The sequence below is a fragment of the Amycolatopsis sp. NPDC049688 genome, from assembly GCF_040674975.1.
Taxonomy (GTDB): domain Bacteria; phylum Actinomycetota; class Actinomycetes; order Mycobacteriales; family Pseudonocardiaceae; genus Amycolatopsis.
In genome coordinates this window covers 1,021,991-1,035,329 of record NZ_JBFANY010000002.1, presented here as the reverse complement: position 1 = coordinate 1,035,329, position 13,339 = coordinate 1,021,991, and the positions used below count along the sequence as shown (strand labels likewise).

The window sequence follows — 13,339 nt, the reverse complement described above, 5'->3', positions numbered from 1 at the left end:
CGCCCTCCCCGCCGCGTGCGGGGAGGGCGCTTCAGCCGTCTTTCGCCACCAACCGGGTCAGCGCCGCTACGCCGATTCCCACGACGGCCACCGCGATGCCCGCAACCAGCCAGCCCACCAGCGCGAGCGCCACGCCGGTCACCGCGAAGAGCGCGAACTCCAGCAGGAAGCGAGCCGGTTCGGGGAGCCGGCGGCGGGCCCGCGGCGCGATGAACAGGCTCCAGAGCGCGGCGGCCGCGACCGGCAGCAGGACGGCGTCGACGATCGCCAGCGCCACGCCGCTGCCGAGCTGGGTGCCCGCGAGAGCCAGACCGCCCAGGAGCGCCAGCTCGGTCAGGAAGCGGACCGTCAGCACCACGCCCGCGACCCCGCTCAGGCGGGGAGTCGGCTCCGAAGTCATCCCGCCAGCCTAGGACCGCGTCCACTGTGGACGTTACGGGTACGACCGGGCACAGATGGTGATCCTGGCCACACTTGGGCCATTCAGGTTGCGGTTCCGAATCGGTCCACCAGCGCCTCCCGCGTCGCTGTAACGACCTTCCGGCGCCGGTCGACGTGTCAGGTGCATATCGCGACCGCGAGCCAAGGAGCCTGGTAGATGACCACATGTCGACTCTGCGGTTCGACAAACACGGCCGGCGTCGTCGACCTCGGCGCGACTCCCCCATGTGAGCGATTTCTGACGGCCGAGCAGCTCGACGAGCCGGAAGCCACCTTCCCGCTCCACCTGAAGGTCTGCACCGACTGCTGGCTGGCCCAGATCCCGCCGCTGATCGACCCCGACGACACCTTCACCGAGTACGCGTACTTCTCGTCCTTCTCGACGTCGTGGGTCGAGCACGCGAAGCGGTTCGTCGACGGCGCGGTCGAGCGGCTCGGCCTCGGCGAGAAGTCGTTCGTCGTCGAGGTGGCCAGCAACGACGGCTACCTGCTCAAGCACGTCGTCGGGCACGGCATCCGGTGTCTGGGCGTGGAACCTTCGGTGAACGTCGGGCAGGCGGCGCGCGACGCCGGCGTGCCCACCCTGACGGCTTTCCTCTCCGAGGAAACCGGCCTGCAGGTGCGCGAGGAGCACGGCCCGGCCGATCTCGTCGCCGCGAACAACGTCTACGCACACATCCCCGACGTCCTCGGCTTCACCAAGGGCCTGCGGGCCCTGGTCGCGGACGACGGCTGGGTCTCCATCGAGGTCCAGCACCTGCTCACGCTGATCGAAAAGAACCAGTACGACACGATCTACCACGAGCACTTCCAGTACTACACGGTCGAATCCGCGCGCCGGGCGCTGGCGACCGGCGGCCTGACCGTCGTCGACGTCGAACTGCTGCCGACGCACGGCGGGTCGATCCGGCTGTGGGCGCGTCCCGACGCCGTCGCGGGCGAGCCGAGCGAGCGGATGACCGACGTCCTGGAGCGCGAAAAGTCCGCCGGGCTGCACGAGCTGTCCGGGTACACCGAGTTCGCCGAGCGCGTCACGCGTGTGCGGCTGGACCTGCTGAAGTTCCTCATCGAGGCGCGCAACGACGGGAAGACCGTCGTCGGCTACGGCGCCCCGGGCAAGGGCAACACCCTGCTGAACCACTGCGGCATCCGGACGGACCTGCTGCAGTACACGGTCGACCGCAATCCGTACAAGCACGGCCGGTTCACCCCGGGCACGCGCATCCCGGTGCTGCCCCCGGAACGGATCGAAGCGGACCGGCCCGACTACGTGCTCGTCCTCCCGTGGAACCTCCGGGAGGAACTGACCGGACAGCTCTCCTACATCGGGTCCTGGGGCGGCAAGCTCGTGTTCCCGATCCCCCACCTGGAAATCGTCGAGGTGCAGTGAAGTGAAGGTCGTTCTCTTCTGCGGTGGCTACGGGATGCGGATGCGCAACGGCGCGGCCGACGACGTCCCGAAGCCGATGGCGATGGTCGGTCCGAGACCGCTCATCTGGCACGTGATGCGCTACTACGCGCATTTCGGCCACACCGAATTCATCCTGTGCCTCGGCTACGGCGCGGCGCACATCAAGAACTTCTTCCTGAACTACCAGGAAACCATTTCCAACGACTTCGTCCTCCGCAACGGCCAGGCGGAGCTGCTCTCCACCGACATCGCGGACTGGACGATCACCTTCGTGCAGACCGGCATCGAGTCGCCGATCGGTGAGCGGCTGCGCCGGGTGCGCCCGTACCTCGACGGCGACGAAATGTTCCTCGCGAACTACGCCGACGTCCTTTCCGACGTCCCGCTGCCCGACATGATCGAGCGGTTCTCGAACTCCGACTCGGGCGCGTCGATGATGGTCGTGCCGCCGCAGTCGTCGTTCCACTGCGTGGAAATGGACGAGGGCGGCAAGGTCGGCTCGATCACCGCGGTGAGCGAAATGCCGCTGTGGGAGAACGGCGGCTACTTCGTGCTGCGGCAGGAAGTGTTCGACCACATCCCGGAAAACGGCGACCTCGTCGCCGACGGCTGTGGCGAGCTCGCCAAGCGCGGCCGGCTGCTGGCCTACCCGTACCGCGGGTTCTGGAAGCCGACCGACACGGTCAAGGAGCGGGCGGCGCTGGACTACGCCTACAGCCACGGTGACCGGCCCTGGGCGCTGTGGGAGCGCGCGGCCGCGAGCATCGCGTGATCGGGCTGCGGCCGGGACGGCTCGGCGGCGTCGTCGCCCTCGGCGCCCACTGCGACGACATCGCGATCGGCGCCGGCGGCACCCTGCTGACCCTCTGTTCCGGACGCCCCGGCCTGCGGGTCGACGCCCTGATCCTCTCCGGCGGCGGCACACCCCGCGAGGACGAGGAGCGGGCGGCGCTGGCGGCGTTCTGCCCGGGCGCGCAGCTCGACGTCACGGTGCTGAAGCTGCCGGACGGGCGCTTCCCGGCGCACTGGGAAGAGGCCAAGAACGCCCTCGAAGAGCTGCGGCGGCGGACCGACCCCGACGTCATCCTGGCGCCCCGGACCGACGACGCCCACCAGGACCACCGCGGCCTGGCGAAGCTGGTGCCGACGGCGTTCCGCGACCACCTCGCGCTCGGCTACGAGATCGTCAAGTGGGACGGCGACCTCGGCAGCCCGTCGGTGTACCAGCCCCTCGGCGACGACGTCGCGGAGGAGAAGGTCCGGCTGCTGCAGGAGCACTACGCGTCGCAGCGGCACCGGCCCTGGTACGACCGCGAGGCGTTCCTCGGGCTGGCCCGCATCCGCGGGATCGAAGCCGCCGCGAAGTACGCCGAAGCGTTTTTCGTCAAGAAACTCACTCTCGATCTGAAGGGCTGAATCCGATGCGGGTGTTGCTGACGGGGCACAAGGGCTACCTGGGGACGGTGATGGCCCCGGTGCTCGCCGCCGCCGGCCACGAAGTCGTCGGCCTTGACTCCGGGCTGTTCGAGGACTGCCTGCTCGGGCCGGCTCCCACCGACCCGGCCGGGCACGTCGTCGACCTGCGGGACGTCACGCTTTCGCACGTCGAGGGCTTCGACGCGGTGATCCACCTGGCCGCGCTGTCGAACGACCCGCTGGGCTCGCTCGCGCCGGAGCTGACCTATGACATCAACCACCACGCGTCGGTGAAACTCGCGAAGCTGGCGAAGGAGGCCGGCGTCCAGCGGTACATCTACGCGTCGACCTGCTCGGTGTACGGCGCGGGCGGCGACAACCTGGTCGACGAGGACGCGCCGCTGCGGCCGGTGACGCCGTACGCCGAGTCGAAGGTGCGCGTCGAAGCCGACGTCCACGAGCTGGCCGACGACGACTTCACGCCGGTGTACATGCGCAACGCGACGGCGTTCGGCTACTCGCCGCGGCTTCGCGGCGACATCGTGCTGAACAACCTGACCGCGCACGCCCACCTCTCCGGCGAGGTGCTGGTGCTGTCGGACGGCACACCGTGGCGGCCGCTGGTGCACGCCCAGGACATCGCGCGCGCGTTCACGGCGGCCCTGACGGCGCCGAAGGAAGCCGTGCACAACAAGGCGTTCAACATCGGCACCGAGGACAACAACGTCACCGTCGCCGAGATCGCCCAGGAGGTCGTCGAGGCGGTGCCGGGCTCGACATTGAACATCACCGGCGAGGCGGGCGCCGACCCGCGGTCGTACCGGGTCGACTTCTCGCGGTTCCGCGAGGCCATCCCGGGCTTCGCCTGCGAGTGGTCGGTCAAGGACGGCGCCGTCGAGCTCATCGAGGCGTACCGCAAGTTCGGGCTCACCCGCGAGTCGTTCCAGCAGTTGTTCACCCGGCTCGCCTGGCTGAAGAGCGAGGGCGAAGCCGGCCGCGTCGACGCCACCATGCGGCGGAAGTAGTGGCGGCCCCGCAGCTGCGGACCGGGGCGGAACTGCACGCCCTGGTCGAGCGGCTGTACCCGATCTGCCGCAGCATCACCGGCGACGGCGTGCGGCAGACCCTGGACATCATCGGCGAGCACATCGCCCTCGAGCGGCACGAGGTCCCGACCGGCACCGCGGTGCTGGACTGGACGATCCCGCAGGAGTGGAACATCCGGGACGCGTACGTCGCTTCGCCGTCCGGTGAGCGCGTGATCGACTTCCAGGAGCTGAACCTGCACGTCGTCGGGTACAGCGTCCCGGTGCGGCAGCGGATGCCCCTGAGCGAGCTGCGGGAGCACCTGCACACGCTGCCGGACCAGCCGTCGTGGGTGCCCTACCGGACCAGCTACTACGCCCCGGCCTGGGGATTCTGCCTCGCGCAGGAGAAGCTCGACGCGCTCCCGGACGGCGAGTACGACGTCGTCATCGACTCGACGCTGGCCGACGGTTCGCTGACCTACGCCGAGCACGTCGTGCCCGGCCGGGTCACCGACGAGGTCATCGTGTCGTGCCACGTGTGCCACCCGTCGCTGGCGAACGACAACCTCGCCGGCATCGCGGTGGCCATCTCGCTGGCGCAGCAGCTGGCTCTCTCCCAGCCCCACTACACCTACCGGTTCCTGTTCATGCCGGGCACGATCGGCTCGATCACCTGGCTGGCCCGCAACGCCTCCCGGATCGAGAAGGTGCGGCACGGGCTGGTGCTGGCGTGCGCGGGCGACCCGGGTTCGCTGACCTACAAGAAGTCCCGCCGCGACGACGCCGAGATCGACCGCGTCATGCAGCACGTGCTGAAGTCGCGCGAACACCGCGTCGTCGACTTCTCGCCGTACGGCTACGACGAGCGCCAGTTCTGCTCGCCGGGCTTCAACCTGGGCGTCGGCTCGCTGACGCGCACGCCGTACGCGGGCTACCCCGAGTACCACACCTCGGCCGACAACCCGGGTTTCGTCTCGCCCGCGGCCATGGAGGACACACTCGGTGTCTTGAAGGACGCCTTCGGCGTCCTGGACCGCAACCGCCGCTACGTCAACCTCAGCCCGTACGGCGAGCCGCAGCTCGGCAAGCGCGGGCTGTACGACTCCCTCGGCGGCCGCAGCGACGCCAAGCAGGCCCAGATGGCGATGCTGTGGGTGCTCAACCTCTCCGACGGTGCACACAGCCTGCTCGACATCGCCGAGCGCGCCGGCCTGCCCTTCGACATCGTCGACGTCGCAGCCCGGGCCCTCCACGACGCGGGCCTGGTCAAGGAGTGAACGACGTGGCCAACCATCGCCGTGCACCGCGCTCGATCCTCCGATCGGGCGCGGTCCGCGCGATGGCCGGACGGTTGAGCTGGGGCCTCGGCGACCAGGCGGTGTCCAGCCTGACCAACTTCGCCGTCGGCCTGTACGTGGCCCGCTCGCTCGGCACGTTCGCCTTCGGCATCTTCAGCCTCGCCTGGGTCACCTACGGCGTGGTGCTCAACGTCTCCCGCGGCCTCGCCACCGACCCGCTGATGGTGCGGTTCAGCGCCGTCCCGGAGGACCGGTGGCGCTCGGGCGTGGCGAGCGCGTCGGGCACCGCGATCGGCGTCGGCTTCGCGACCGGGCTGGTCAGCCTGGTCGGCGGACTGGCCACGGGCGGTCCCCTCGGCAGCGCGTTCGTCGCGCTCGCCGTCGTGCTGCCGGGCCTGCTGCTCCAGGACGCCTGGCGGTTCGCGTTCTTCGCCCGCGGCCAGGGCAAGAGGGCATTCATCAACGACTGCGTCTGGGGTGTCGCGCTGCTCCCGGCGCTCTACATCGCCGCGCAGATCCACACCGTGGTCGCCTTCGTGCTGGCCTGGGGTCTCTCCGGCGCGGTCGCGGCCCTCTACGGCGGCTTCCAGACCGGGATCCTCCCGCACCCGCGGGAGATGCCCGGCTGGCTCCGCACCCAGCGCGACCTGAGCGTCCGCTACCTCGTCGAGAACGTCAGCAACAGCGGCGCGTCCCAGCTGCGCGCGTACGGCCTCGGCGCCATCGCCGGCATCACGGCCGTCGGCGCGGTCCGCGGCGCCGAACAGCTCCTCGGCCCGTTCCTGGCCCTGCTCATGGGCCTGTCCCTGGTCACCGTCGCCGAGGGCGCGCGGGTGCTCCAGCGGGCGCCGCACCGGCTGAAGCACTTCTGCATGATCCTCGGCGGCGGCCAAGCGGGCGCCGCCCTGTGCTGGGGCCTCGGCCTGCTGCTCCTCGTGCCCGACCGCGCCGGCCGCTGGGTGATGGGCTCGGTGTGGGACTCGTCGTCCCCGCTGATCCTCCCGGTCACCCTCGCCGTGGTCGGCGCGAGCTTCGCCACCGGCGCGGCCGCGGGCCTGCGCGCGCTCGGCGCGGCCAAGCGGAGCCTGCGCTCCCAGCTGGTCGCCTCCCTGTTCTACGTCACGTTCGGCATCGCCGGCGCGTTCGCCGGCGGCGCGGCCGGGTCCGCGTGGGGCGTCGCGACGGCGACCCTCGGCGGCTCCGTCGTCTGGTGGCTCCAGCTGAGGCTCGGGCTGCGCGACTACGTGCCGCCGGGGGCCGACGAGCCCACCGTCGTGTTCGAGCCGATCAAAGAGCCGATCAAGGAATGAGGACTCCATGACCACCGTCCCGCGGCTGAGCCTCGGCCTCCCGGTGTACAACGGCGAGGAGTACCTCGCCGAGTCGCTGGACGCCCTGCTCGGCCAGACCTTCGAGGACTTCGAGCTGATCATCTCGGACAACGCCTCCACGGACGGCACCGACGAGATCTGCCGCCGCTACGCCGACAAGGACTCGCGGATCCGCTACGTCCGCCAGCCGAAGAACATCGGCGCGACGCCGAACCACAACTTCGTGTTCGACGTCTCCCGCACCGAGCTCTTCAAGTGGGTGTCCCACGACGACCTCTACGCCCGCGACCTGCTCAAGCGGTGCGTCGAGGCCCTCGACGAGCGCCCCGACGTCATCCTGGCCCACTGCGACCAGGCGATCATCGACGGCGACGGCCGCATCGTCCAGCCGCTCCAGTACACACTGGACACCGCGTCCCGGCACGCGCCGGACCGCTTCCGCAGCATCCTGTTCGAGCCCGGCGGCGACGACTTCTACGGCGTCATCCGCGCCGACGTCCTCCGCCGCGTCAAGCCGCTCGACAGCTACCACCACGCCGACCGCACGTACTCGGCGGAGATGGCCCTGCACGGCCCGTTCCACCAGGTGCCCGAGCTGCTCTACTTCCGCCGCGACCACCCCGGCCGCGCGGAACGGGCCAACCCGACCATCCGGAGCCGGTGCGCGAATCTGGACCCGCGGCGCGCGAACCGGCTCCGGAATCCCACCGTCCGCCTGCTCGGCGAGTACGTCTACGGGTTCGCGGACCTGATCCGGCGCGCCCCGATCTCGGCCGCCGACAAGCGCGAGTGCTTCGGTCACCTGGGCGCCTGGCTGACGAACCGGGCCCGCTCCGGCCACGGCGAGCGCGTCGAGGACCGCGCGCCGACCGCCTCCGACGTCGCCACGGTCAACGAGATCGTGGCCGGCCGGGAAGGCAGGCTCGCGTGAAGCGTGCGCCACGCGTCGGCGTGTTCGGGCTGCTCGGCTCGGGGAACCTCGGCAACGACGGTTCCCTCGAAGCCGTGCTCGGCTACCTGCGCGCCGAGTACCCGGACGCGGTACTGGGCGCCCTGGTCGGCGGCCCGGAGCTCGTCCGCGAGCGGTACGGCCTCGACACGACGCCGCTGCACTGGAACCAGTCCGAGTACGAGACGGCGTCCGGCCTGCGCTCGATCGTCCTCAAGGGCTTCGGCAAGCTGGTCGACATCGCGCGCACCGCGACCTGGGTCCGCCAGCAGGACGTCGTCATCGTGCCCGGCATGGGCGTGCTCGAAGCGACGCTTCCGTTGCGTCCCTGGGGTTTCCCGTATTCGCTCTTCCTCCTCTCCGCGACTGGGCGCCTCTTCGGCACCAAGGTGGCGCTCGTCTGCGTCGGCGCGAACCACATCAGCGCCCGGGCCACGCGGACCCTGGTCCGCTGGTCCGGCCGGCTCGCCGCCTACCGCTCCTACCGCGACGACATTTCCCGCGACGCCATGCGCGCCATGGGCGTCGACGTCCGCGCCGACCAGGTCTACCCCGACCTCGCGTTCTCCCTTCCCACGCCGGACGCCGTCCCGAAGCCGGGCACCGTCGGCGTCGGCGTGATGGCCTACTACGGCGGCAACGACGACCGGGCCGAGGCCGACCGCATCTACCGCCACTACGTGGACACGATGAACCGTTTCGTCGCCTGGCTCGTTGACCAGGGCAGACCCGTCCGGCTGTTCATCGGTGACCGGATCGACCGGCAGGTCGTCGACGAGATCATCGAGAACACCGATTCCCCGCTGGTGACGGCGGCTTCGGCGGAGACCCTGGACGAGCTGATGCACGAGATGTCCGCGGTGGACAGCGTGGTGGCCACGCGCTACCACAACGTGCTCTGCGCCCTGAAGGTCGCGAAACCGACCGTGGCGATCGGCTACGCACCGAAGAACGACGTCCTCATGGCGGAGATGGGCCTCGACGGCTTCACCCAGCGGGCGAAGACGGTCGCCTTCGACCGGCTCGTCGAACAGTTCACCGAACTCGAGAACCGTTCGGCAGAACTTCGCCAAACGCTCCTGGAACGGAATGAGATGAACGCACAGCGGCTCAAGGACCAGTTCGCCGCCCTTTCGGCGGCCCTCTTCGGGGGTGCGCGATGAAGGCGATTCCGGTGCCCGAGATCGACGGTGCGTATCTGTTCGAACCCACCCCGCACGCGGACCAGCGCGGCTTCTTCAGCCGGACGTTCGACCGCGACGTCGTCGCGTCGGTGGGCATCGACCCGGACGGCTTCGTCCAGGACAGCCTTTCCCGGTCCCGCAAGGGGGTCGTCCGCGGCATGCACCTGCGCGGCGGGGCCGGCGAAGCGAAGCTGGTGCGGTGTTCGCACGGCGCGATCTTCGACGTCGTGGTGGATCTCCGACCGGGTTCGCCGACATTCCGGAACATCAAAACGTTCGAACTTTCCGGGGACACCCAGGTGTCCGTGTACATCCCGGCGGGGTGTGCCCACGGATTCCAGTCACTCACGGATCCCTCGGACGTTTCGTACCGTATCGATCGGGCGCACGATCCTGAAGAAGACATTACGATTTCGTACAAAGACCCTGAATTGGACATTTCTTGGCCACTGTCGGTCACAATGGTCAGTGATCGGGACGAACGGGCGCCCTCTCTGGAAGAGGCGTTGAAACCAACGAGGTGAGCCACGACATGGGAACGAACCTGCCCCGCTCCACGGAGGCGAACGAGCGGCTGCACCGGGTCATCCCCGGCGGTGCGCACACCTACGCCAAGGGCTCGGACCAGTATCCCGAAGGGATGGCCCCGGTCATCGCGCGCGGCCGCGGCGGCCACGTCTGGGACGTCGACGGCAACGAGTACGTGGAGTACGGCGCGGGCCTGAGAGCCGTGAGCCTCGGGCACGCGCACCCGCGGGTTGTCGAAGCGGTGCGCAACGAGCTGGAGAACGGCAGCAACTTCATCCGCCCGTCGATCATCGAGGCCGAGGCCGCTGAGCGGTTCCTCGAAAACGTGCCGACGGCCGACATGGTCAAGTTCACCAAGAACGGCTCCGACGCCACGACCGCCGCGGTCCGGCTGGCCCGCGCCGCCACCGGCCGCAAGCTCGTCGCCAAGTGCGCCGACCACGCGTTCTTCTCGACCGACGACTGGTTCATCGGCACCACGCCGATGAACGCGGGCATCCCGGACGAGACGACGGAAGCGGTGGTGTCCTTCCCGTACGGCGACCTGCAGGCCGCGGAGGAGCTGCTGCAGCGCCACGACGGCGAGGTGGCGTGCATGATCCTGGAGGCGGCCGCGGCGGTGGAACCGCCGCCGGGGTACCTGCAGGGCCTGCGCGAGCTCACCACCCGGTACGGCGTGGTCCTGATCTTCGACGAGATGATCACCGGCTTCCGCTGGTCCGCCCACGGCGCGCAGGGCCTCTACGGCGTCACGCCCGACCTCTCGACGTTCGGCAAGGCGCTCGGCAACGGCTTCGCCGTTTCCGCGCTGGCCGGCAAGCGGGACCTGATGGAGCTCGGCGGCCTGCGCACCGACCGCGAGCGGGTGTTCCTGCTGTCGACCACGCACGGCGCGGAAACCCACTCCCTGGCCGCCGCGATGGCGGTCATGGACGTGTACCGCGACGAGGACGTCATCGGCCGCCTGCACGCCCTCGGCGACCGGCTCGCCGCCGGCGTCCGCGAGGTGGCGGCCGGGATCGGCGTCGAGGACCACGTGGTCGTCCGCGGCCGGGCCAGCAACCTCGTCTTCGGCACGCTCGACGAGCAGGGCAAGCCGTCGCAGCCGTACCGGACGCTGTTCCTGCGCGAGCTCATCAGCGGCGGCGTCCTCGGACCGTCCTTCGTGGTCAGTGCCGCGCTCACCGAGGCGGACATCGACAAGACCATCGACGTCGTCGCGCAGGCCTGCACGGTCTACCGCAAGGCACTGGACGCCAACGACCCGGCGCCGTGGATGGGCGGGCGCCCGGTGCAGCCCGTGTTCCGCAAACACGCCTGATCGCCGCACGGACGGGCCGGATTCACCCGTTGGGTCCGACGAGGACACTTGAGGGTGACTGTTTTCCGGCCCGTTCGTGCGTAACTTCCTGCCATGGGCAGATCTCGTGTGGTAATGGTCGCTGCTTGCTCGCTCCTGATCGTCGTCGTGAGCCCCGGGCTCGCGCGCGGCGCGGACGGGCCAGGACCGGTGTGCGGCCACCAGCCCACCGAGTACGAGGCACCTCCGCCCGGAGCCGTCGTCGTCGATCCCGGTGTCGACGGCGACCTCTCGGCCAAGACCGCGGCGAACCCGGCCGGCACGACGTTCTGGCTCAAGCCCGGCACCCACACGCTCGGAAACGACGAGTACGGCCAGGTCGCCCCGAAGGACGGCGACGTCTACCTCGGCGCACCGGGGGCGGTCGTCGACGGCCGCGGCATCAACCACGCGGCCTTCACCCAGCAGGCGAGCAAGGTCGAGATCCGCGGCCTCACCATCCGCGGGTTCGCCGCGCTGCAGGACCAGGGCGTGGTCAACCACGACTCCGGCAACGGCTGGCTCATCGAGAACACCACGATCGAGGACAACGCCGGAGCGGGCCTGATGGCCGGGGCCGGCCAGATCGTGCGGCACAGCTGCCTGCGCGACAACGGCCAGTACGGGCTCAACGCGTACCAGGCGGGCGACGGCATCACCGGGCTCGTGCTCGAGGACAACGAGATCACCGGCAACAACACGGGCGACTGGGAGACCAAGGTGCCGGGCTGCGGGTGCAGCGGCGGCGCCAAGTTCTGGGCCGTGAACGGCGCCGACATCCGCGGCAACTGGGTCCACGGCAACCACGGCGCCGGCCTGTGGGCGGACACGAACAACAACGACTTCCTGGTCGAGGACAACCTGTTCGAGAGCAACGACGCCGAGGCCCTGTTCTACGAGATCAGCTACAACCTGGTGCTGCGCGGCAACACGTTCCGCGGCAACACCCTGGTCCAGGGCCGCGCGTTCGCGGCGCGCGGCGACGACTTCCCGGTGGCGACGGTGTACCTGTCGGAATCGGGCGGCGAGCCGCGCGTGCCGGCCCGGACGTCGGCCGTCGACATCACCGGGAACACCTTCGAGGACAACTGGGCCGGGATCACGTTGTGGGAGAACGCCGACCGCTTCTGCAACAGCCCGGCGAACACCTCTTCGGGCTACTGCACCAAGACGGCGCCGAAGTCTTCGTGCGCCGCGGGCCGGATCGAGAAGCGCCCGGTGTACGACGACTGCCGCTGGAAGACGCAGCGGGTGGAGATCCACGGCAACACCTTCCGCTTCGACGCGGGCCGGCTCGGCTGCACGAGCCTGTGCGGCCGGATGGCGCTGCTGTCCAACTTCGGGACGTTCCCGGACTGGTCGCCCTACAAGGGAACCGTGGTCGAAGAGGCCATCACCTTCCACCAGGACAACCGCTGGCACGACAACTCGTACGCGGGGCCGTGGGCGTTCGTCGTGCATGACACCTCCAAGACGGTCGACGCTGCGGGCTGGCAGGCAAAGCCCTACTCGCAGGACGAGTGCTCTTCGTTCACCGGCGGGACTGCCGGCTGCTGATTCGAGCTTGCCGGACGGGTCCGACAGTTTTCGTCGCCGCGGTTCCACGCCGAGCCGATTCCTGTTGGTGTCAAAGGGAAAAGTCGCGAACGGAGAATTTCGGACAGCGCCCGGTTCACCCTTTCCAGCGATGGCGTTCGCACGGGTGTTCGGTACCGTCGAAGACATGACAGCTCCGAATCCCGTGCGCCACCGGCCCCTTCAGGCCACGGTGAAGCGCGCACTCGCCTCACCTCGAAGACGCCCGGCGGGCAACCGCCGGTTCGAAAGCACGAGCAGAAGATCCTGGGCCGCCCCGATCAGCGGCGTGCCCTCGCCAGATGACCAGTCGAGATCGTCGGCCCGCAGGGCAATCCCGGCGAGGTCGGCGCCGAAGTACTTGAGCTGCTTCGGTTTCATCGCGGCGAAGATGAGTTCAAGGCGCTCCAGCGGAACCCGCCGATCCAGCCGCAGGGCGGTCGTGATGTCCAGGCCGTGGATCACGTCGTGGCTCAGCGCCCCCACGGCCCCGCCACCCGGCGGCCGCCACGGGTGGTCGGCGTTGTCCCGCAAAGAGGAGACGAGCGCATCGCGGGAGAGTCCGGCGGCCTCACGCCGCGCCACGCGGTCGGCCATGACGTTGAAGCGGCCACCGGACTTGAGCAGTTCCCGCAGGAACCGCCCGGTGGAGAACCGGAAGGGCATGGTCATGTGGGCGACGACCTCGGCCACCCGCCACCCGGCGCAGAGAGTGGGCGAGTCCCAACCGGACGGAGGCAAGGAGTCGAGAAGAGCGGCCAGCTCCCGCCGCTCGGCGGCGATCATGTCCTGGATCACGAGGGGCTCCTTCAGAGGTAGGTCGCCCCACCGACGAACGA

The 13,339-nt window shown here is 69.7% G+C and carries 13 protein-coding genes; 11 read left to right on the top strand and 2 right to left on the bottom strand.

From position 1 onward, the window contains the following. Positions 1-31: 31 nt before the first annotated feature. Positions 32-400 carry a YrdB family protein gene (locus tag AB0J55_RS11045; protein ID WP_364245854.1) on the bottom strand — a complete coding sequence of 123 codons (369 nt, stop codon included), beginning with the start codon at positions 398-400 and terminating at the stop codon, positions 32-34. 198 nt (positions 401-598) lie between these two features. Between AB0J55_RS11045 and AB0J55_RS11040 the strand changes: the two genes are divergently transcribed. The 11 genes from AB0J55_RS11040 (at position 599) to AB0J55_RS10990 (ending at position 12,482) form a co-directional block, all read left to right on the top strand. Then, complete coding sequence (locus AB0J55_RS11040; RefSeq protein WP_364245851.1) at positions 599-1,831, top strand: class I SAM-dependent methyltransferase; 1,233 nt, start codon at positions 599-601, stop codon at positions 1,829-1,831. Between the two features lies 1 nt (position 1,832). After that, on the top strand, positions 1,833-2,624 hold the full coding sequence (locus AB0J55_RS11035; protein ID WP_364245848.1) for a glucose-1-phosphate cytidylyltransferase: 792 nt from the start codon (positions 1,833-1,835) through the stop codon (positions 2,622-2,624). Further along, on the top strand, positions 2,621-3,268 hold the full coding sequence (locus AB0J55_RS11030; protein ID WP_364245846.1) for a PIG-L deacetylase family protein: 648 nt from the start codon (positions 2,621-2,623) through the stop codon (positions 3,266-3,268). Before AB0J55_RS11035 ends, AB0J55_RS11030 begins: the two co-directional genes overlap by 4 nt. A 5-nt stretch (positions 3,269-3,273) precedes the next feature. Then, positions 3,274-4,293, top strand: a complete 1,020-nt coding sequence (locus tag AB0J55_RS11025; protein WP_364245844.1) for an SDR family oxidoreductase — start codon at positions 3,274-3,276, stop codon at positions 4,291-4,293. Next, on the top strand, positions 4,293-5,573 hold the full coding sequence (locus AB0J55_RS11020; protein WP_364245841.1) for a DUF4910 domain-containing protein: 1,281 nt from the start codon (positions 4,293-4,295) through the stop codon (positions 5,571-5,573). Before AB0J55_RS11025 ends, AB0J55_RS11020 begins: the two co-directional genes overlap by 1 nt. Before the next feature lie 5 nt (positions 5,574-5,578). Further along, the gene (locus AB0J55_RS11015; RefSeq protein WP_364245838.1) at positions 5,579-6,904 is read left to right on the top strand and encodes a hypothetical protein; all 1,326 of its coding nucleotides are present in this window, start codon (positions 5,579-5,581) and stop codon (positions 6,902-6,904) included. 7 nt (positions 6,905-6,911) lie between these two features. Then, positions 6,912-7,856 (top strand): glycosyltransferase family 2 protein, encoded by a 945-nt coding sequence (locus tag AB0J55_RS11010; protein ID WP_364245835.1) that lies wholly within the window; start codon positions 6,912-6,914, stop codon positions 7,854-7,856. Beyond that, positions 7,853-9,037, top strand: a complete 1,185-nt coding sequence (locus AB0J55_RS11005) for a polysaccharide pyruvyl transferase family protein (protein ID WP_364245832.1) — start codon at positions 7,853-7,855, stop codon at positions 9,035-9,037. Before AB0J55_RS11010 ends, AB0J55_RS11005 begins: the two co-directional genes overlap by 4 nt. Next, positions 9,034-9,582 carry a dTDP-4-dehydrorhamnose 3,5-epimerase gene (rfbC, locus tag AB0J55_RS11000; protein ID WP_364245829.1) on the top strand — a complete coding sequence of 183 codons (549 nt, stop codon included), beginning with the start codon at positions 9,034-9,036 and terminating at the stop codon, positions 9,580-9,582. Before AB0J55_RS11005 ends, rfbC begins: the two co-directional genes overlap by 4 nt. Before the next feature lie 8 nt (positions 9,583-9,590). Beyond that, the gene (locus AB0J55_RS10995; RefSeq protein ID WP_364245827.1) at positions 9,591-10,907 is read left to right on the top strand and encodes a glutamate-1-semialdehyde 2,1-aminomutase; all 1,317 of its coding nucleotides are present in this window, start codon (positions 9,591-9,593) and stop codon (positions 10,905-10,907) included. A gap of 93 nt (positions 10,908-11,000) precedes the next feature. Next, the gene (locus AB0J55_RS10990; protein WP_364245824.1) at positions 11,001-12,482 is read left to right on the top strand and encodes a right-handed parallel beta-helix repeat-containing protein; all 1,482 of its coding nucleotides are present in this window, start codon (positions 11,001-11,003) and stop codon (positions 12,480-12,482) included. Between the two features lie 201 nt (positions 12,483-12,683). Here AB0J55_RS10990 and AB0J55_RS10985 read toward each other — a convergent pair whose 3' ends face one another. Continuing rightward, complete coding sequence (locus AB0J55_RS10985; RefSeq protein ID WP_364245821.1) at positions 12,684-13,286, bottom strand: maleylpyruvate isomerase family mycothiol-dependent enzyme; 603 nt, start codon at positions 13,284-13,286, stop codon at positions 12,684-12,686. Between the last annotated feature and the right edge of the window lie 53 nt (positions 13,287-13,339).

What these genes read in the sequence shown, in the direction of transcription:
- AB0J55_RS10985 (WP_364245821.1), bottom strand. Translation starts at nt 13,286, where the DNA reads ATGATCGCCGCCGAGCGGCGGGAGCTGGCCGCTCTTCTCGACTCCTTG.
- AB0J55_RS10990 (WP_364245824.1), top strand. Translation starts at nt 11,001, where the DNA reads ATGGGCAGATCTCGTGTGGTAATGGTCGCTGCTTGCTCGCTCCTGATC.
- rfbC (WP_364245829.1), top strand. Translation starts at nt 9,034, where the DNA reads ATGAAGGCGATTCCGGTGCCCGAGATCGACGGTGCGTATCTGTTCGAA.
- AB0J55_RS11045 (WP_364245854.1), bottom strand. Translation starts at nt 400, where the DNA reads ATGACTTCGGAGCCGACTCCCCGCCTGAGCGGGGTCGCGGGCGTGGTG.
- AB0J55_RS10995 (WP_364245827.1), top strand. Translation starts at nt 9,591, where the DNA reads ATGGGAACGAACCTGCCCCGCTCCACGGAGGCGAACGAGCGGCTGCAC.
- AB0J55_RS11025 (WP_364245844.1), top strand. Translation starts at nt 3,274, where the DNA reads ATGCGGGTGTTGCTGACGGGGCACAAGGGCTACCTGGGGACGGTGATG.
- AB0J55_RS11040 (WP_364245851.1), top strand. Translation starts at nt 599, where the DNA reads ATGACCACATGTCGACTCTGCGGTTCGACAAACACGGCCGGCGTCGTC.
- AB0J55_RS11010 (WP_364245835.1), top strand. Translation starts at nt 6,912, where the DNA reads ATGACCACCGTCCCGCGGCTGAGCCTCGGCCTCCCGGTGTACAACGGC.